Origin of the sequence: Serratia sp. 22278 (genome assembly GCF_052045405.1) — a bacterium.
GTDB classification, from domain to species: Bacteria; Pseudomonadota; Gammaproteobacteria; order Enterobacterales; family Enterobacteriaceae; genus Serratia; species Serratia marcescens.
Window position 1 is genome coordinate 44,887 of the sequence record NZ_JBQEOW010000014.1, and the last position, 18,694, is coordinate 63,580.

Below are 18,694 nucleotides of genomic sequence, written 5' to 3' on the forward strand. Positions count from 1 at the left end.
GATTCACTTCTCTGAGTAGTTGCGGCCCAATGCCCATAATGCGGCATATTTATTGAAGGTATATTGCGCGTTGACCACCGCCAACAGCAACCCCTGTTTGCCATCCAGGAAGCCGGCGCGCAGCAGCCAGGTTTTGACGAAGGCGCCGAGCGTGTGGGTCAGGATAGACAGATAGCCGCAACGCTTGCCGGCTCGATGACGCTGTGTGGCCCACTCTTCGGCATAGCGCAGCTGTTTGCGCTGGAAGGCGAAGAAGTCGCGGCAGGTCAGGTGCAGCATATCGCCGCTGAGGGGGATGACTTTGGCGTCGCCGATGTTCAGCGACTCGTGCACCAGATCGTCGTTATAGCGATAGCGTGGGTTGGCGTACAGGCGGTTGACGCGGTCGGGATACCAGCCGCTGTGGCGCATGAAGCGGCCAAGGAACAGGTTGCGCCGCGCACAGCTGTAGACGGCGCCGTCGTCCGGCGCGTTCAACACCCGTTCGATGGATTGCCGCAGTTCGGGCGTGACGCGTTCGTCGGCGTCGATCATCAAAACGTAGTCATGGCTGGCGTAGCTTTGCGCCAGCTGACGCTGCTTGCCGAATCCTTGCCAGTCGGTGTGCGTGAAGACTTTGGCGCCCAGGCTTTCGGCGACGGCGACGCTGTCGTCCTCGCTGCCGGAGTCCAGCACGATGATTTCATCGGCCCACTCGACCGAGCGCAGACAGTCCGGCAACAGCCCGGCTTCGTTTTTGGCGATCATCACCACCGACAGGCTTTTGCGGCTGCTCATTCAGTGGCTCCGGGGCGGCAGATGCGGTTCAAGCAGCTGCAGCAGGCGCTGCAACGCTCCCTGATTCTGATACAGCACTTCCACCGCATGGCGGCCGTAGTAGCGACGGTAATCTTCGTCAGTCAACAGGGTTTCCACTTCCTTCACCAGCGAATCCACGTCGGCCACGGTGATCAGGCCTTCGGCCTGCGAGAGCTTGGCGCAGATGTCTTTAAAGTTGAAGGTATGCGGGCCCATCAGCACCGGGATGGCGTGCGCGGCGGCTTCCAGCGGGTTGTGCCCGCCGCGTTCCACCAGGCTGCCGCCGACAAAGGCCAGATCGGCGATGCCGTACAGCAGCATCAGTTCGCCCATGGTATCGCCGATCACCACTTGGGTGCTGCCAGACGGGATTTCGCCGCTGCTGCGCAGGGTGTAGCTGAAGCCGGCTTTCTGCACCAGCTCCTTGGCGGTCGGGAAGCGTTCCGGGTGACGCGGCACCAGGATCAGCAGCAGGTCGGGGTGTTTTTCCAGCAGCTTGCGGTGCGCTTCCAGCAGGATGGTTTCTTCACCGTCATGGGTGCTGGTGGCGATCCACACCGGGCGGCGCGGCGCCCATTGGCGGCGCAGCGTAACGGCGCGGGCGGCCAGTTCCGGGGTGACGGAGATATCGAATTTCAGGCTGCCGGTTACGGCCAGCTGCGAGCGTTTCAGGCCCAGTTCGATAAACCGATCGCCGTCTTCCTGGTTCTGTGCGGCGATCAGCGTAATGCGGCGCAGCATATCGCGCATGAATCCGCCAATTTTCTTATAGCCGGCGGCGGAGCGGGCCGACAGGCGCGCATTGGCGATCACCAGAGGGATTTGCCGCTGATGCAGCGCGTTGATCAGGTTAGGCCACAGCTCGGTTTCCATGATGATCACCAGCTTGGGATTCACCTGGTCGAGGAAGCGGTTCATGGAACCGGGCAGATCGTAGGGCAGATAGACATGATGCACGTCTTTGCCGAAAGCGGACTGGACGCGTTCTGAACCTGTAGGGGTCATTGTGGTCACAGTTATCGGCAAAGCGGGGTAACGATGGCGCAGCGCCCGCACCAGCGGGATGGCCGCCAGCGTTTCGCCGACGGAGACGGAATGCAGCATGATGCCGCCCGGCACGACTTTCCCGGCGCAGAAGCCATAGCGTTCCGCCCAGCGTTTACGGTAGGCTGGAGCTTTGCGGCTGCGCAGCAGTAAGCGGAGCCAGATCAGGGGTTGGATGAGGTAGAGTAGTACCTGATATAAACGCAGCAACATTCTATCAATTTCATTTATATGGGTTATTCGGAATAGTACCATAACTGGAAGGGAAAGGCGCTAATTTGGTAACCTTGGGTGTCAGTTTCAGACAACCGGCGAGCGATTTCGCCGATAGGCTCGGAATGAAGAATATTTTAATTATTCGCCGCGACAACATCGGCGATCTTGTTTGTACCACGCCTCTGATTGAAGGGGTGAAAATTGCCTATCCAGACGCAAAAGTTTATCTGCTGATCAATAAAGTCAGCCAGGACGTTGTTAAAAACAACCCTCATCTCGAGAAAGTCTTTGTCTATAAAAAGGCCAAGCACAAGGCGAAAAATGAAACGACGTTGGGCGTTTATTTCGAACGTCTGATGATCTTCCTGAAGCTGCGCAAAATAAAGTTCGATGCGGTTATTCTGGCCAACCCGGTGCCATGCAAATACAGCCTGCGTTTAGCGAAAATGGCCGGCGCCACCCATATCATCGGCGCCGATCTGGGCACGAAAGATATTCATCGCCCGTTCCGCAAGGACGATTTCCGCGGCCTCCATCAGGTCGAACACACCTACAGCTATTTATCGGCGATCACCGATCAATCCATTCCGATCCCGCCGGTGCGGGTATTCCTGACGCCTGAAGAGCGGCAATTGGCGGCGCAGCGGCTGCAGGAACGTCTGCCGTCGGTCGAACGGGTATGCGCCGTGCATATCAGCAGCCGCAGCCCGAAAAGACGCTGGCCGGTTGAACGCTATGCCGAAATCATCAACCGTCTGACCGCCGATCCCCACACCGGCGTGCTGATCTTTTGGTCGCCGCAGGGCACGCTGGCGCCGGACGACGTCGGCGATCAGCAGCGCGCCGAACAGCTGCTGGCGCTGTGCCAAAACGAACGCGTCGCGCTTTATCCGACGGCGTCGGTGCGCGAGCTGTTGGGCGGGTTTGATTTATGCGACCGGGTGCTGTGCAGCGACGGTGGGCAGATGCATCTTGCCGCTGCGTTGAATAAGGACATGGTGGTGTTCTTTGGCGATACCGATAAAACGTCCTGGCATCCATGGACCGGCCGTCATCATATTTTGCAGAGCGAGTCGGGGCACTGTGAAGATGTTTCTGTCGATGAGGTTTGGCAGAAAATGCAGGCGCTCAACTAACGAAGAAAATAAGGCAGGCATCCCCTGCCTTATTTATTTTTTTATTATTTTTCTTTCAGCTCAATATATTGATGGCAAATAGGCTCAAGCCCGTAGCTCAGCAATTGCTGTTGATTTATCTGTGGCGGGTTGGCGTAAATTTCCGCCATTTTTTCTGCCAGCGACGCTTCGTTTAATTCCGCTAACGCGTTAGCCATGCCGGCTTTTTCCAGAATTTCCGCAGGGCCGCCCGGACAGCGGGTGCTGACCACCGGCGTGTCGCACAACAGCGATTCTACCAGCACATTGCCAAACCCTTCGCTATCGGAACTGAGCACCAACAGCGAGGCATGGCGGATAAACGGATAGGGATTGGTCTGGAAACCGAGGAACAGCACGCGCTCTGCGATGCCCAAGTCTGCCGCCAGACGCTTGACCTCGGCGACGCGGGCGTCATCCCCGGTGCCGATCAAGGCCAGCGGCGCCTGAATGCCGGAGAGCGCATAGGCTTTCAGCAGGCGGTCATGCCGCTTGGTGGCGTGAAAGCGGCCGACGTGCACCAGATAGTCCTGGCCGGCCAGTTCGCAAGGCGCCGCCGCCTGTTGCCGGATGGCGTCGAGGTCAAACGGATTGTTGATGACCGCCAGGCGGCGCGGGCGGATCGGCAAGTTCCGCTGCAGATCGTCGCCGACCGCCTGTGAAACGGCGACGATATTTCTCCCCTGGTAAACGTTGGCGATTTTGCGTTGCTTCAGCCAGCGATCCAGACCCTTGCGGTGGCCGAGGTAGGAGGTGGAGAGAATGCCGTGAATGCAGAACCACAGACGGTCCGAAGCCAGCCGCTTGCTGCGGCTGACGATGCGATCGGTTTTATGCAGGTTGGAGAACACCAGATCGAACGCGCCGCGTTGGCGCTCGTGTTCGGCTATCGCGCGATCCAGCGCGGCGGCGCGGCGCGGCAGCTCGGTCAGCTTGCGCCAGGGGGCACGGCTGCGATCGGCTACCACCTGATAATCAATGCCTGACGGGATAGGGTAATTGCAGACGTCGCGCAGCGAGATCAGACTGACGTCATGCCCCTGTTGCTGCATGCCCTGACACAGGGTCAGCACCACTTTTTCCGCGCCGCCGCCCGGCAGACCATCGATGATCATCAGAATACGCATAGCTAATCCAGTAACCGGTTATAGAGGGAAATGAGCTGTTCGGACAGATGCGCCGGCGTAGCCGTCATAATGCGCAATCTCGCCGCTTCGCCCATGGATGAGCCCAGCGCCTGGCGCGGCAGTGCCCGAATAGCCTCCGTGATGGCCGGTACATCGAGCGCGTCGGTCACGAAGCCGTTCTGGCCTGGGGTGATAAACTCGGCGCCGCCGCAGGTGGTGCTGGTGATAACCGGCAGGCCGCATGACATGGCTTCCAGAATCACATTCGGGAATGGATCGTACAGCGTCGGCAGCAGCAGCGCGTCCGCGGCCTGATAGAACGGCAGGGTCTGCTTCTGCACGCCCATAAAGTGAATGCGATCGCCGCAGCCCAGCGACTGCGCCAGCGCCCGATAGCGTTTTTCGGCTTTGTCTTTACCGACCACCAGGAGGTGGCTGTCGGTCGCCGCCACGGCGCGGATGGCGGCGGCCAGCCCTTTGCGCTCAAAGCCGGAGCCGACGAAGATCAGGCAGTGCGCCTGTTGCGGGATCTGATATTGCTCGCGCAGACGTTGACGCTGGGCCTCGTCGGCGGGCGGGAATTTTTGATTGTCGATGGCGTTATAGATCACCGTGATCTTGTCGGCGGGCACGCCAAAGTCGGCGATGATTTCCTGCTTGATCATCTCGGCGTTGCAGATGACGGCTTTCAGCTCGGGCGCGGCGTACATGGCGCGTTCGGCGCACATCACATAGCGGTGATAGCGATTGGAGAACAGCCACTTGCGGCGCCATTCCGGCAGCAGCCGCGCGCGTTGCAGCAGCCAGCGGCGGTGTACGCCGTCGCCGGCGCGATAGATGTCGCAGCCGGGAATGCGCTCGTGGCTTTGCACCAGATCGAAGCGCTCTTTCTGCCACAGCGCTCTGGCCGCCACGGCGAAGCCCCGTTCGCGGCTGATGCGGCCGAGCTTTAATGGATTGCACAGGTGGATATGCCAGTTGGGATTGGCGTCACCCTGCCATTCGCGAGTGATGACGTTCAGATCGAGATCCTGTTGCTCCAGCGCTTCCAGGGCGCGGGAAACGAAACGTTCGGCTCCGCCGTCCGGGCGGTATTTTTGGCGAACGATCGCCAAACGAAATGCTTTCATGCCAGCGTGCTCCGCGCGGCTGCAATCACCGCGTCTGTAGGAATAAGGTCGAGATACCGTTCGTCGGTGCCGGTATCGATGGCGTCCGGATCGGGCAGTTCGCCGAAGTCGCCGGCCCAGATCACGGCGCCGGTAGCTTGCCACGGCCGCCAGAAAGTCAGCTTGGAAGGGCCGAACAGCGCCACGCACGGCGTTTGCAGCGCGGCGGCCATGTGCATAGGCACTGAATCCACGCCGATAAACAGTTTGGCGTGGTCGATCAGGGCGGCCAGTTGGCGCAGCGTCAGCTGGCCGGCCAACGAGATCACACCCTGTGGCGGGCAGAGCGCCAAAATGCGCTCGACCATGGCTTGTTCTCTGGCGTCGGGGCCGGAGGTGATCACCAACTGGTGGCCGTCGGCCTGCAAGGCGGTGAGGGTGGCGGCCATTTTCTCTTCGCTCCAGCATTTGAAGAACCAGCGCGAGGTGGGCTGCACCACAATATAACCGCCGGCGACGCCCTGTTTCTGCAACCGTTGCTCACAAGCCTGCCAATCCTGTGGATCGTAACTCATGGTCACATGTTCATTGAGCGCGGGCAGGTTCAGCGGCGCCAGCAGCGAAAGATTCTGTTCGACGGTATGCAGGTGGGCGTGATTGTCGACCGGCACCAGCTGCGTATGGCAATGGCGCCACAGGAAGCCGCGGCGTTTGGGGAAATCGAAGCCCAGACGGATACGCGCACCGGTCAGGCGCGTGAGGATGGCGCTGCGCCACTGATCGGCCAGGTTGACCACCAGATCGTAGCGTTGCGCCTTCAGGCGACGCAGCAGCGCCAGTTCGTGCCCCAGATGCGCGCGGGCGCCCTGTTTTTTCCATTGACGGTCGATGGCGAACAGCGTCGACAGTTCCGGATTACTGGCCAGCATCTCCTGCGTTTCCTGATACAGCAGCACATCGATCTGCGCCTGCGGGTAGTTTTGCCGCAGGCTGCTGATGACCGGCGTGACCAGCAGCATATCGCCGTGATGGCGCAGTTTTATGATCAAAATACGCTGTACGGATGGGGCGGAAGTTGGGGCTGGCGCGTCGTTCATCATGGGTCGCTTTCTGGGAAACCAATCTTTGATTCTAAATGACACGATCGCATGTGGCTACTGTTGCAAGGTTTTCTTGCCTGGTCGTAAAAAAATCGCCGAGCCGGGGACGAATGCGCTTCAACGTTGTCCAAACCAGGCAGCAAAGTCGTTTGCCCTGGCGAAACGGCCTGCGTAACATAGTGCATTCTGTTGATATCAGGCTCGATATTCATGACTAAACCGGCGTTTCTCATCACCATTGATACCGAAGGCGATAATCTGTGGCAAAACCACGATCGCATCGCGACCGAAAACACGCGTTTCTTGCCGCGCTTTCAGGCATTGTGCGAAAAATACGCCTTCAAACCGGTTTATCTCACCAACTATGAAATGGCGGTGGACCCGGCTTATGTCGAGTTCGCGCGCGACGTGATCGCTCGCGGCACGGGTGAAGTGGGCATGCACCTGCATGCCTGGAACAGCCCGCCGCTAGCGCCGCTCACCGACGACGACTGGCGCCACAAGCCTTATTTGATCGAGTATCCCGCCGATCAGATCCGCGCCAAGGTCGATCACATGACCAAGCTGCTGGAAGACGCCTTCCAGACCAAAATGCTCAGTCATCGCGCCGGCCGTTGGGCGTTCAACGAATATTATGCCTCGCTGCTGCTGGAATACGGCTATCAGGTGGACTGTTCGGTGACGCCGCGGGTCAACTGGCAGTTTTCGCCGGGCAATCCGCAGGGCGACGGCGGCACAGATTACAGCCGGTTCCCGTCGCAGGCCTATTTCATCGATCCGCAGAACATCGCCAAACCGGGCGCTTCGTCGCTGCTGGAAGTGCCGATGAGCATCCAGTACAAGCATTCGGCGCTGATGAATGCCTTCAAGCAGGGCTATGACCGGCTGCGCGGCAAGCGGCGTTCGCCGTCCGTCAACTGGCTGCGGCCGAGTGGCGGCAATGTGGCCAAGATGATAAGCGTGGCTGAGGCATCGCTGGCGCAGGGGCATGACTACGTTGAATTCATGCTGCACTCCTCCGAATTTATGCCGGGCGGCAGCCCGACGTTCAAAACCGAGCAGGATATCGAAGGGCTGTACCGCGATCTGGAGCAGCTGTTTGACTGGCTGCAGCAGCGCACGGTGGGCATGACGCTGGCCGAGTATTATCAACTTAAAGCGAATTAAACCAATATGTCGAAACAATGGAAAGTCAAGCTGGCTAACGCTTGTCTCCGGTTTTATACGAAGTTTGGCGGTAACTACAAAGATAAGCGCTCGTTTGATAAAAATCGCGATTTTGAGCGCATTGCTATTTTTTCGACAACCGCGTTGGGCGATTTGATGTTCAATACCCCGGCGATCCGTGCGATCCGTGAACGTTATCCCCGCGCTAAACTCACGTTGGTATCCAGCTACAAGAATGGCGGTTTAGTCGGAACCAGCAGCTATTTTTCCGACGTCATTTATTGGGATCACAAAGCCAAGGATATGCTCGGTGTCATCCGTCGATTGAAAAAGAATCGCCCGCAGTTGGCGGTGATACTGCATTCGAAAGCGCCCTATGATGTTATCACGGCGATCTGTTCCGGCTGCGAGTACTTATTTAAAGATGTCTATAAAAACGATTTGAGCGGTATGGAGCAGTGGTTGACCGGCATCAGCATTCGCGATCGAGGCCACCTGATTCAACGCAAGCTGGATCTGGTTAGCCAATTGGGATGCGATGCGCAGAATCGGGAAATGTTTATTCCGGTGGATTTTCCTCAACAGCCGAAACCATTGGGCAAGGTGGTGATTGGTTTTCAAATGGGGGCTTCTGAGCCCTTGCGTTGTTGGCCGGTTAGCCACTTTATCGGCCTGGCGAAAATGTTGCTGGCGCATTCGACGGAGTATCAAATTACCTTGATCGGTGCACCAAAAGAGCAAGTGATAGAGCGTGAATTTATGGCGGGTTTAACGGCGGAAGAACAGAGTCGGGTGGCCAGTTATATTGGCAAAACGACGTTGCCGCAATTGTTGGGGGTGATGGACAATATGGATGTGCTGGTTACCGGTGATACCGGGCCATTGCATTTGGCCATTGCGCTGAAAACCAAAACTGTCAGCCTGTTCGTGACCGCCGATCCGAAACAAACGGGTCCTTATCAGAACCCTGAGCTGCATCAGGTCATGCACGTACCAACGGAGACGCAGCAACTGAGCGATATACAGCGCCGGCAACCTTTAAGCATTATCACCAGTCAGAAGGTAATGGAGAAGGTCATGTTGAGTCTCGGTGCCGCATAAGATTGCTGAAAATCCGGGGCGGCCTATAGAACCGCCCCGGGCAGTTAACCGGCGTTGGCTTTCACTCTGGTCGTCATGATCACCGCCAACGGGAACCAGAATAAGTACCAGGATTCAGACGGATTACCTACCACGAACATCCCCTGCGATGTGTAAAACAGCAGAATAAAGATAAACAGCGCGGCTTCCAGACGCATGCCGTCGCGCAGGCGCCGCAGGGCCAGCAAGCCGCTATAGCTCAATACCGCCATGAACAGTGCCAGACCCACGATACCGCCTTTCAGTAACGCCCCCCAATAGAGACTGTGGGTGGTGCGTATATACTCACCGGAATAATTGGTGAAAGACAGCTCATAGTTGAATCCATAACCAAAGTAAGGACTTTGGCCGACCAGCTCGAAAATATGGTGCCAGATGCTCAGGCGAAGGGAGCTTTGGGTATACATTTCTTCGAAACGGGTCAGCAGCAATTGCCCTATTTCTGAAGATAAAATAACTGCACTAACCGCGACCAGCGCGATGAGAAAATAAGCGGCGTGCTTCAGTTTTAAGTGCCTATAGGATTGCGTGACCAGCAAGGCAATAAGCAGGGAAATCATCGGTCCGCGACTTTGGGTCAGCAGCATGGTGCCGAGCAGAATGGGTATGACGGCCAGAATAACCAGGCGCCGCTTCTCGCGAAATACGATCAGGCTGAGGAAGATGCCGATCCCTGCCATTCCCGCTAAATCAATGACGTTTCCGGGACCCGGATTGCTTTTCGAGACCTGCCGGCTGACTAGAATTTCTTGGTGATCAAAAACGAGCGAATACAGGCACAGGAGAGTGAGCCCCAGCGTGATGACGGTAAACAGCAAATCGCGTTTTGCGCCGTTAAGCACTCTGATCAGCATGGACAGATAAAGCAGCAGGTAAACGCTGTGCGTCAGGGTTGATTCGATATTGGCCGGATCGTTAGACCAAAGATTGCTGAAAGCGAAGTAGCATAACATCGCTGCAATCAGACCCAGCCCGCGGCGGACTTCATGATTCAGCGAAAAGGTTAGCCGAAGATCTGCATTGCGATACAGCGCGATCGTGAAAAAAATTGCGGCAAGGTGAAACAGATTATTCACTTTTGTATAGCCACAAAAAATAGCGCTGAAAAAAGAAAACAGAAACAGGAACACGACATAAAGTTGCCGTGGCTGAAAAGCGTTATTTGAAAATTTCATCGGGATTGATCTTGTCGAAAATGTCATTGCTGACTGCGCTGGCGACAGAAAGGTTCTTTACCATGATGTTCTTGGCTTTCATCATTTTGCTGGCATGGCTCAGCGACGGCATGATCAGACTGGTGATTTTGTCCTCCAACTCGGTTGGCAGCTTATTTTCCGCTGCTTCATAAAAACGGGGTTGGTGAAAGTTGTTCATATCCAACCCAATGATATACACCTGTTCGAAACCCAAGAACGTTAGAATTTGCAGCGCCCAGTAGGCGACAGTGCCAGCATCGAAGACGCCGTGGCGAATGTCGTGGCTAAAAGCGATATCCTGTCTGTCGGCGGCAAACGTGACGTTATTGTTATCGTGATAGGCCGCCCACAGTTCTTTGTTGACTATTCTGGCTTGGTAGATTTTAAAGGCGGCATCTTCAATCACTGCCAAACGGCACTTCACTTTCTCCAGGCTGAATCTGTCGATGATTTTAGCCACGCCGTGCACCGTCGTGAAAAGCGTCAGGCGAGAGTCGGTGATGATATCGCCGATTATTTCCGCCTTTTTATCGATAAAACCCATATCAACAATGACATAGAATCTAAAATCTACCTGATCATGCAGATAATAGGCGCCGTTAACGCCCATGGCAGGCATGGCCGGGAATTTTTCCAGGTGGAGATTCTTCACCGAGGGGCCGGTGGCAGTCAGCAATATATCGCCAGAGAAACGCGCTTTCAGATCGGCCAATTTCACGAGCGGCACGCGCTGCCGACGGTAATTCAACTCGACGATCTCTCCGCTGGCGGCACGTTTTATCTTGACGTAAGGCCAGAGGTTTTCGTTATGCCTATAAGGGCGCGCATGCGTATAACGATATATTTGCTTGAAGAATGTTCCCATTATACCGGCACCCTGTCGTGAATCAGCGTCATCACCTTCTGAGCGGAAATGTCTGCCATGCTGTTGCTCTGCTCTGGCCGACAGGCGTATTGATTTTGCCCGTAGCCGCCGATCAGACCGGGATCGGTCGGCCCGAACAGCGTGATGTTCGGTTTGTCGAGCGCGGCGGTCAAATGGCTGAGCCCGGTGTCGACCGAGACCACGCCCCTGGCGCCGGCCAGCACCTCGGCCACCTGCTGCAGGCTGAGCTTCGGCAGCACTTCGACATGTGAAAAACCTTCCGCCAAGCGCAGCGCGCGCTGATGTTCATGCTCTGCTCCCCACGGCAGTTTGATCTTCAGCCCGCTGTCCGCCGTCAGTGAGATCAGCTCACGCCAGTTTTGCTCCGGCCAATGCTTATCGTCACGGGTTGTCGCGTGCAAAAACACCAAATACTGCCCGGCATCGGCCGGCGGGCGGCTGAGAAAGCGTGCGGCGATGGCGTAATCGCCGTAGCTGCCTGGCTTGTCGTAGCCAAGGCTTTTGGCGAACAGTTCGCGCGTGCGCTCCACCGCGTGCTGCTGCTTGTCTATCTCATGGCGCACATTGTAGAACCAGCTGGCGAACGGTTCGCGCGCGCTCTTGCAGTCCGGGCCATGTTTGTTGCCTTTGGCGATGCGCGTGATTAGCGCGGCGCTTTTGATCAGGCCCTGCGCGTCGATCACCACGTCGTAACGGCGTTCTTGCAGCGCGCGTTTGAAGTCGCAGCGCTGTTGCCGAGTGTCGTTGCCGAACCAATTTTTTCGCCAGCGGCGAATGGCCACCGGGATCACGCGATCTACCGCCGGGTGCCAGGTGGGGATTTGGCTGAAGCCTTCTTCCACCACCCAGTCGAAGCGGATATCGGGAATGGCCTGCAGCGCGTCGGTCAGGGCGGGCAGTGTATGCAGCACGTCCCCCATCGAGGAGGTTTTTACAATTAACACCTGCATGATTATTCCTCGCTGGCGACAAGTAACGGCGTCAGCGCGTCCAACACTTGCTGCGGCTGAATATCGATCAAACTTTGGTGGTATCCCTGCTCGGCATCGCCCTTACGCACCTTGTGGTAGCCGCTGATCAGACGAATGACCCGCGCCTTGTCGGAAAGCGGCGGCGTGAAGTCGGGGCTGCTTGGGCCGTACAAGGCTATCAGCGGTTTGTTCAACGCTGCGGCAACGTGCATTAAACCGGAGTCGTTGCTGACCACCGCCCGGCAGGCTGCGATAAGGATAACTGCTTGCTCCAGCTGGGTTTTTCCGGCCAGGTTAAGGCAGAAATCGCGGGCGTCTTCCTGCAGCGCGGCGCGGATCTGTTCGCCGGCCTCATGGTCTTTCGCCGAACCGAACAGCGCGATTTGATAGCCGCTCTCGATCAGCCGTTGTGCCAGCGCCGCGTAGTGATAGTGCGGCCAGCGCTTGGCGGGACCGAATTCTGCGCCCGGGCAGAAGCCGACGATCGGGCGGCTGTCGGTCAGGTTGAAGGCCGCGGTGGTGTCGGCGATCTCTTCGTCGCTCACCTGCAGCCGTGGCCACAGCAGCGGCTGCGGCAGATCGTCGGCGCGCTGAATGCGCCCTTTGTCATAGGCCAGCGCCACATAGCGTTGCACCATCAGCGGGAAGGCGGCCTTGTCGAGCACGCGGACATCGTTCAGCAGGCCGTAACGCATTTCGCCCCGCCAACCGGTGCGCTGCGGGATATCGGCGAAGAAGGGCACCAGCGCGGATTTGAACGAGTTGGGCAGAACGTAAGCGCGATCGTAACGGTTGGCGCGCAGAGCACGCCCCAGGCGGCGGCGCTCGCCGAGCCCCAGCGCGCCGTGGCCCAGCGGCATCGCCAGCGCCTGATTGACTTCCGGCATGCGCGCCAGCAACGGGCGGCACCAGGCCGGTGCCATCACATCGATCTCCGCCGACGGGTATTCGGCCTTCAGGGTGCGATAGAGACTTTGCGACATCATCATGTCGCCAACCCAAGAAGGGCCGATAACCAGTATTTTCATACCCAGCGTTAATTCCTTCAGCTTATGCGGTGCGGTTCAACCAGGCCATGTACTCTTTCACGCCTTCGGCGACCGTTTTGAACGGTGCGTCGTAGCCGGCGGCGCGCAGCTTGGTCAGATCGGCCTGGGTGTACGCCTGATAGCGGCCTTTCAGCTTCTCCGGGAACTCGATGTATTCCACAGCGCCTTTCTGGTGGAAGTCCACCACCGCGTCGGCTACCGCCTGGAAGGTTTCCGCTCGGCCGGTGCCGCAGTTGAAGATGCCGGATTTGCCGGTTTCCCAGAACCACAGGTTAACCGCCGCCACGTCGCCGACGTAGATGAAGTCACGCTTGAAGTTTTCGCTGCCGGCGAACAGTTTCGGGTTTTCGCCGCGGTTGATCTGGGTATTCAGGTGGAAGGCGACGCTGGCCATGCTGCCTTTGTGCCCTTCGCGCGGGCCATAAACGTTGAAGTAGCGGAAGCCGCAGATCTGCGAGTCCGCTTCCGGCAGGATCTCGCGCACGTACTGATCGAACAGGAATTTGGAGTAGCCGTACACGTTGAGCGGCGCTTCATACTCACGCTCTTCGATGAACTCTTCGCGGCCGCCGTAAGTGGCGGCGGAGGAGGCATACAAGAACGGGATTTCGCGATCCAGGCAGTAATGCAGCAGGTCTTTGGAGTACTGATAGTTATTGTCCATCATGTACTTGCCGTCCCACTCGGTGGTCGCGGAGCAGGCGCCTTCGTGGAACACCGCTTCGATATCGCCCAGATCGTCGCCGGCCACGATGCTGGCGATAAAGTCTTCTTTATCGATATAGTCGGCGATGTCCAGATCGACCAGGTTGACGAACTTGGTGCCGTCTTTCAGGTTATCCACCACCAGGATATCGCGATATCCCTTGTCGTTCAGTGCCTTAATGATGTTGCTGCCGATCATGCCGGCGCCGCCTGTGACGATAATCATTGGGTTACCCCTGCTAAGCTGCCTGGCGGGGCACAATGCCCCACGCTCAATGGCGGTTATAATAGCATTTCATGCCGCGGCAAACAGCGGAAGGGCTCCGAATATCCCGCATTGCCATTGAAGTCCGCCGTTTGCCGTGATATCTGCTGCAATTTTAATATTCTCTCCCGCGCATTCTCGTCAGTTTGGTTACAAATCAGTAAAATATGCCGCAAATAGCCCAATCCTGGAGATAACCGAATGTCAGCGTCTTTTTATCAGCAGTTGGAACAACAGCTTGCCGCCACGCGCAGTGAAGGGCTGTTCAAGGAAGAACGCATCATCACCTCCGCGCAACAGGCGGATATCGCCGTCGCCGACGGCAGCCATGTGATCAACTTCTGCGCCAATAACTACCTGGGCCTGGCCAACCACCCGGCGCTGATCGCCGCCGCCAAGTCTGGCATGGACAGCCACGGTTTCGGCATGGCGTCGGTGCGCTTCATCTGCGGCACCCAGGACAGCCACAAGCAGCTGGAACAGAAACTGGCGACCTTTTTGGGCATGGAAGACGCGATCCTGTACTCCTCTTGCTTCGACGCCAACGGCGGGCTGTTCGAAACCCTGCTCGGCCCGGAAGACGCCATTATCTCCGATGCGCTGAACCACGCGTCGATCATCGACGGCGTGCGCCTGTGCAAGGCCAAGCGCTATCGCTATGCCAATAACGACATGACCGAGCTGGCCGCGCAGCTGAAGCAGGCCAAAGCCGACGGCGCGCGTCACATCCTGATCGCCACTGACGGCGTCTTCTCGATGGACGGCGTGATCGCCAACCTGAAAGGGGTTTGCGATCTGGCGGACGAATACCAGGCGCTGGTGATGGTGGATGACTCTCACGCGGTGGGCTTTGTCGGCGCCAACGGGCGCGGCACCCATGAATACTGCGAAGTGATGGGCCGCGTCGATATCATCACCGGTACGTTAGGCAAAGCGCTGGGCGGCGCGTCCGGCGGCTACACCGCCGCCAAGAAAGAAGTGGTGGAGTGGCTGCGCCAGCGTTCGCGCCCGTACCTGTTCTCCAACTCGCTGGCGCCGGCGATCGTCGCCGCGTCGATCAAAGTGCTGGAACTGCTGGAAGAGGGCGATGCCCTGCGCGATCGCCTGTGGGCCAACGCGCGTCTGTTCCGCGAAAAAATGACCGCCGCCGGCTTCACGTTGGCCGGCGCCGATCATGCCATCATCCCGGTGATGCTGGGTGAGGCGAAGCTGGCGCAGGAATTCGCCAATGCGTTGCTCAAGGAAGGCATCTATGTGACCGGTTTCTTCTATCCGGTGGTGCCGAAAGGCCAGGCGCGCATCCGTACCCAGATGTCCGCTGACCACACCCCGGAGCAAATCGAACGCGCAGTGGCGGCGTTTACACGTATCGGTAAGGATCTTGGCGTTATTGCATAAGGTAAAACCATGAAAGCACTGTCAAAACTGAAAGCGGAAGAAGGGATTTGGATGACCGACGTGCCTCAGCCGGAGCTGGGCCACAACGACATCATGATCAAAATCCGCAAAACCGCGATCTGCGGCACCGATGTGCATATCTACAACTGGGACGAGTGGTCGCAAAAAACCATTCCGGTTCCGATGGTGGTCGGCCATGAATATGTGGGCGAAGTGGTGGCGATCGGTCAGGAAGTCAAAGGCTTCAGCATCGGCGATCGCGTGTCCGGCGAAGGCCACATCACCTGCGGGCACTGCCGCAACTGCCGCGGCGGCCGCACGCACCTGTGCCGCAACACCGTCGGCGTGGGCGTGAACCGTCCGGGCAGCTTCGCGGAATACCTGGTGATCCCGGCGTTCAACGCCTTCAAGATCCCGGATAACATCTCCGACGAGCTGGCTTCGATCTTCGATCCGTTCGGTAACGCGGTGCACACCGCACTGTCGTTCGATCTGGTCGGGGAAGACGTGCTGGTGTCCGGCGCCGGCCCGATCGGCATCATGGCGGCGGCGGTGTGCAAACACGTCGGCGCTCGCCATGTGGTGATCACCGATGTTAACGAATACCGCCTGGAACTGGCGCGCAAGATGGGTGTGACCCGTGCGGTGAACGTCAGCAAGGAAAACCTCAGCGACGTGATGGCCGAGCTGGGCATGACCGAAGGGTTCGACGTCGGTTTGGAAATGTCCGGCGCGCCGCCGGCGTTCCGCACGCTGCTTAATGCGATGAACCACGGCGGGCGTATCGCCATGCTGGGCATTCCGCCTTCGGATATGTCGATCGACTGGAATCAGGTCATCTTCAAGGGGCTGTTTATCAAAGGGATTTACGGCCGTGAAATGTTCGAAACCTGGTACAAGATGGCGGCGCTGATCCAGTCCGGTCTGGATTTGACCCCGATCATCACCCACCGTTTCTCGATCGACGAGTTCCAGCAGGGCTTCGACGCCATGCGCTCCGGCAAGTCGGGCAAAGTGGTGCTGAGCTGGGATTAATCTCGGCAAATGTGAAAAGGGCCGGAATTCCGGCCCTTTTTTATGCTTGCGGTTTGGCTTGCGTCCAGTGTTGCCAATGACGCTTGATGAAGTTCACCGGCGGCGAGGTGGCAATGCTGTCGGCGATAACGCCCAGCGCGGTGCCGGCGTTGGTTTTTTCCTTCGGCGGTTTGACCTTGCACTGCTTGATGCCGCCGCTGAACGGATTCTTCGGCTGCGGTTTTTGCGGTTTGACCGGCGGCGGGACGTAGCTGCCACCGCCGTTGCCCTGCGGTTCGTTCAGCAGCGCGCTCGGTTTGACCAGCACGATATCGGCGGGCAGCGACGGCAGCATCTGCTGCAGCACCTTCACCGTCGCCGGGCGCGGGTGGCCGATGGCGATGGCGGATCCGTTGCGCCGCGCCAATTCGACCGCGCGGTTGAACTGGCGGCGGATGTCGGCTTCGTTCGCGGTATCGTCGAGGAACACCCTGCGTTTGATCACCTTCACGCCGGTGCCGGCCGCGGCGCGGGTCGCCTGGCTGCTGCCGATGGTCATGCTGTCGAGGAAGTACAGGCGGTAGCTTTCGAGCGCCTGCATCACTTTCTGCATGCCCGGCAGGCTGGAGGTCATGGCGCTGCCCATGTGGTTGTTCATGCCGACCGCGTAGGGCACGTTGTTCACTGCGTTGCGGATGATGCGCTGGATCTCGTCGCTGCTCATGGCAGGCTGCAGGGTATCGCGCTCCAGCGGCTGCTTGCTGAGCGGCGCCATCGGCATGTGGATCAAGACTTCGCGGCCCTGGCTGTGGGCGCGGGTGGCCATCAGGCGGGCATGCGGCGCGTTGGGCAAGACTGCGACCGAGATCGCCGTCGGCATTTGCAGCACCGCGTTTTCTTCGTGAGGGCGGTAGCCCACGTCATCGATGACGATGGAGAGTTTTCCTGCCTGCGCAGCGTAAACCTGCAGCAGACAGCCGATTAACAAAGCTGTACGGGTTTTGACATAACGCAAATCTATCTTCCCAACCACGGCAGTGGGTTAACCGCCTGTCCCTGACGACGGATTTCGAAATAGAGCGACGGCGTTCCCTGGCCGCCGCTGGTGCCGACCAGTGCGATCGGCTGGCCGGCGCGCACCTGCGCCCCGACGTTGACCAACGCGCTTTGGTTGTAGCCGTACACGCTCATGTCGCCTTTACCGTGTTCGACCACCACCATCAGGCCATAGCCTTGCAGCCAGTCGGCCAGCAGCACGCGGCCATCGGCGACGGCTTTCACTTCGCTGCCTTCGCGGGCTTCGATCACCATGCCTTTCCAGCGTAGCTCGCCCTGCTGCTGCTCGCCAAAGCCGTGCAGCGTGCGGCCGCGCACCGGCCACATCAGCTGGCCGGCCGGACGGCCGAGGCCGCCGGTTCGCGCCATCAGCGAGCGATCGGCTTCGCTAGGTTTGTAGGTGGTGCCGGTTTTCTTCGCCTGCTGTTCCTTGATGCGCACCTGTTCGCGCACTTTGGCCGCTTCACGCGCTTCGCGTTCGGCGCGCGCACGGGCTTCGCGCTCCGCCCGAGCGATCTTGTCGCGCATGCGGGCTTCGTTTTGGCGCAGTTCCACCAGGCGTTGTTGGTCTTTTTCCAGCGAAGCTTCCAGCGCGGTCAGCGTTTTCTTGCGGGCGCCGCGCGCCTGCTCCAGCTTCTGCTGCTGTGTCTGTTGTTCGCTCAGTAAGGATTTTTGCTGGCCCTGTTTAGCCACCAGCGTGGTTTTTTGCTTCGCCAGCTCGGCGCGGGTCTGTTTCAACTCTTCGATGGTTTTCTGGCGCGCTTCATTCAGATAGCCGAAATAGGCCAGAATACGTTCGCTGCGCTGGCTTTCTTCACCGCTGAGGATCAGCTGAACGGCGCTGTGCTGCCCTTGTCGGAAGGCGGCGTCGAGCTGTTTGGCGAGGAGGTTTTGCTGGGTCGATTGCTGCTTTTGCAGTTTGGCTATCGAGGCGTTCAGGCCGGAAATGTCCTTGCCCAACTGGGTGAGCGTGCCCTGGGTGTCGCGCAACTGGCGGCTGGCCTGGGCGATGGTTTTTTCCTGTTGACGCAGCTGATCCTGCAGCGAGCTGCGTTGCTGCTGCTGCTGCTTCACCGCTTTTTCTTTCTCGGCGATGCTCTGCTGGATGTCTTTCAACTGGGATTTATTGTCTTCCGCCGCCTGGCCGGCGAGCGGCAACAGCAAGACGCCAGCGCAAAATACGCTGGCGCACATGGCGGTGAACGTCCTTGGCGCGGTGCGTTCAGGCAGCGGCCGGCTGCCTGCGTTTGCGCTTCGGGTTACCCTTGATAGTGCAAAAAACGCCTTCTCCCTCATGGA

Annotated in this window: 17 protein-coding genes; 5 read left to right on the plus strand and 12 right to left on the minus strand. The window is 58.4% G+C overall.

Annotation, left to right across the window (positions count from 1 at the left end; genetic code table 11):
• Nucleotides 1–3: 3 nt before the first annotated feature.
• Complete coding sequence (locus ACTJJ6_RS20400) at nucleotides 4–777, minus strand: glycosyltransferase family 2 protein (RefSeq protein WP_016929684.1); 774 nt, start codon at nucleotides 775–777, stop codon at nucleotides 4–6.
• Complete coding sequence (gene waaA / locus ACTJJ6_RS20405) at nucleotides 778–2,055, minus strand: lipid IV(A) 3-deoxy-D-manno-octulosonic acid transferase (protein ID WP_016929685.1); 1,278 nt, start codon at nucleotides 2,053–2,055, stop codon at nucleotides 778–780. It abuts the gene before it with no gap.
• A gap of 125 nt (nucleotides 2,056–2,180) precedes the next feature.
• Between waaA and ACTJJ6_RS20410 the strand changes: the two genes are divergently transcribed.
• Nucleotides 2,181–3,194: a glycosyltransferase family 9 protein gene (locus tag ACTJJ6_RS20410; protein WP_016929686.1), complete on the plus strand. Its 1,014-nt coding sequence runs from the start codon at nucleotides 2,181–2,183 to the stop codon at nucleotides 3,192–3,194.
• Between the two features lie 44 nt (nucleotides 3,195–3,238).
• Here ACTJJ6_RS20410 and ACTJJ6_RS20415 read toward each other — a convergent pair whose 3' ends face one another.
• Genes ACTJJ6_RS20415 through rfaQ form a run of 3 tightly spaced genes read right to left on the minus strand, consistent with a single transcriptional unit; the run spans nucleotide 3,239 to nucleotide 6,548 of the window.
• A complete protein-coding gene (locus tag ACTJJ6_RS20415) occupies nucleotides 3,239–4,339 on the minus strand; it encodes a glycosyltransferase (RefSeq protein WP_079450581.1) in 1,101 nt (366 codons plus the stop codon).
• A 2-nt stretch (nucleotides 4,340–4,341) separates the two neighbouring features.
• The gene (locus tag ACTJJ6_RS20420; protein WP_016929688.1) at nucleotides 4,342–5,469 is read right to left on the minus strand and encodes a glycosyltransferase family 4 protein; all 1,128 of its coding nucleotides are present in this window, start codon (nucleotides 5,467–5,469) and stop codon (nucleotides 4,342–4,344) included.
• Nucleotides 5,466–6,548, minus strand: coding sequence for a putative lipopolysaccharide heptosyltransferase III (gene rfaQ / locus ACTJJ6_RS20425; protein WP_049299568.1), 1,083 nt, complete (start codon nucleotides 6,546–6,548; stop codon nucleotides 5,466–5,468). Before rfaQ ends, ACTJJ6_RS20420 begins: the two co-directional genes overlap by 4 nt.
• A 210-nt stretch (nucleotides 6,549–6,758) precedes the next feature.
• Here rfaQ and ACTJJ6_RS20430 point away from each other — a divergent pair, with 210 nt between their 5' ends.
• Both ACTJJ6_RS20430 and ACTJJ6_RS20435 read left to right on the plus strand, forming a co-directional pair.
• Nucleotides 6,759–7,715: a polysaccharide deacetylase family protein gene (locus ACTJJ6_RS20430; RefSeq protein WP_016929690.1), complete on the plus strand. Its 957-nt coding sequence runs from the start codon at nucleotides 6,759–6,761 to the stop codon at nucleotides 7,713–7,715.
• A gap of 6 nt (nucleotides 7,716–7,721) precedes the next feature.
• A complete protein-coding gene (locus tag ACTJJ6_RS20435) occupies nucleotides 7,722–8,816 on the plus strand; it encodes a glycosyltransferase family 9 protein (RefSeq protein ID WP_049299569.1) in 1,095 nt (364 codons plus the stop codon).
• A gap of 44 nt (nucleotides 8,817–8,860) precedes the next feature.
• Here the strand turns inward: ACTJJ6_RS20435 and ACTJJ6_RS20440 are convergent, their stop codons facing one another.
• Genes ACTJJ6_RS20440 through rfaD form a run of 5 tightly spaced genes read right to left on the minus strand, consistent with a single transcriptional unit; the run spans nucleotide 8,861 to nucleotide 13,888 of the window.
• Nucleotides 8,861–10,030, minus strand: coding sequence for an O-antigen ligase family protein (locus ACTJJ6_RS20440; protein ID WP_440804372.1), 1,170 nt, complete (start codon nucleotides 10,028–10,030; stop codon nucleotides 8,861–8,863).
• A complete protein-coding gene (locus ACTJJ6_RS20445) occupies nucleotides 10,014–10,916 on the minus strand; it encodes a sugar glycosyltransferase (protein WP_440804375.1) in 903 nt (300 codons plus the stop codon). Before ACTJJ6_RS20445 ends, ACTJJ6_RS20440 begins: the two co-directional genes overlap by 17 nt.
• Nucleotides 10,916–11,887: a lipopolysaccharide heptosyltransferase RfaC gene (gene rfaC, locus ACTJJ6_RS20450; RefSeq protein ID WP_016929694.1), complete on the minus strand. Its 972-nt coding sequence runs from the start codon at nucleotides 11,885–11,887 to the stop codon at nucleotides 10,916–10,918. The genes ACTJJ6_RS20445 and rfaC overlap by 1 nt, the downstream gene beginning before the upstream one ends.
• 2 nt (nucleotides 11,888–11,889) lie before the next feature.
• Nucleotides 11,890–12,936, minus strand: coding sequence for an ADP-heptose--LPS heptosyltransferase RfaF (gene rfaF / locus ACTJJ6_RS20455; RefSeq protein WP_016929695.1), 1,047 nt, complete (start codon nucleotides 12,934–12,936; stop codon nucleotides 11,890–11,892).
• A 22-nt stretch (nucleotides 12,937–12,958) separates the two neighbouring features.
• Nucleotides 12,959–13,888, minus strand: coding sequence for an ADP-glyceromanno-heptose 6-epimerase (rfaD, locus tag ACTJJ6_RS20460; protein ID WP_016929696.1), 930 nt, complete (start codon nucleotides 13,886–13,888; stop codon nucleotides 12,959–12,961).
• A 240-nt stretch (nucleotides 13,889–14,128) separates the two neighbouring features.
• Between rfaD and kbl the strand changes: the two genes are divergently transcribed.
• Both kbl and tdh read left to right on the plus strand, forming a co-directional pair.
• A complete protein-coding gene (gene kbl, locus ACTJJ6_RS20465) occupies nucleotides 14,129–15,325 on the plus strand; it encodes a glycine C-acetyltransferase (protein ID WP_116404161.1) in 1,197 nt (398 codons plus the stop codon).
• Nucleotides 15,326–15,334: 9 nt separating this feature from the next.
• A complete protein-coding gene (gene tdh / locus ACTJJ6_RS20470; protein WP_016929697.1) occupies nucleotides 15,335–16,360 on the plus strand; it encodes an L-threonine 3-dehydrogenase in 1,026 nt (341 codons plus the stop codon).
• Between the two features lie 40 nt (nucleotides 16,361–16,400).
• Here the strand turns inward: tdh and ACTJJ6_RS20475 are convergent, their stop codons facing one another.
• Together ACTJJ6_RS20475 and envC are read right to left on the minus strand one after the other, a co-directional pair.
• Nucleotides 16,401–17,354, minus strand: coding sequence for a divergent polysaccharide deacetylase family protein (locus ACTJJ6_RS20475; RefSeq protein WP_016929698.1), 954 nt, complete (start codon nucleotides 17,352–17,354; stop codon nucleotides 16,401–16,403).
• Nucleotides 17,355–17,356: 2 nt separating this feature from the next.
• Nucleotides 17,357–18,691, minus strand: a complete 1,335-nt coding sequence (gene envC / locus ACTJJ6_RS20480) for a murein hydrolase activator EnvC (protein ID WP_028128084.1) — start codon at nucleotides 18,689–18,691, stop codon at nucleotides 17,357–17,359.
• Between the last annotated feature and the right edge of the window lie 3 nt (nucleotides 18,692–18,694).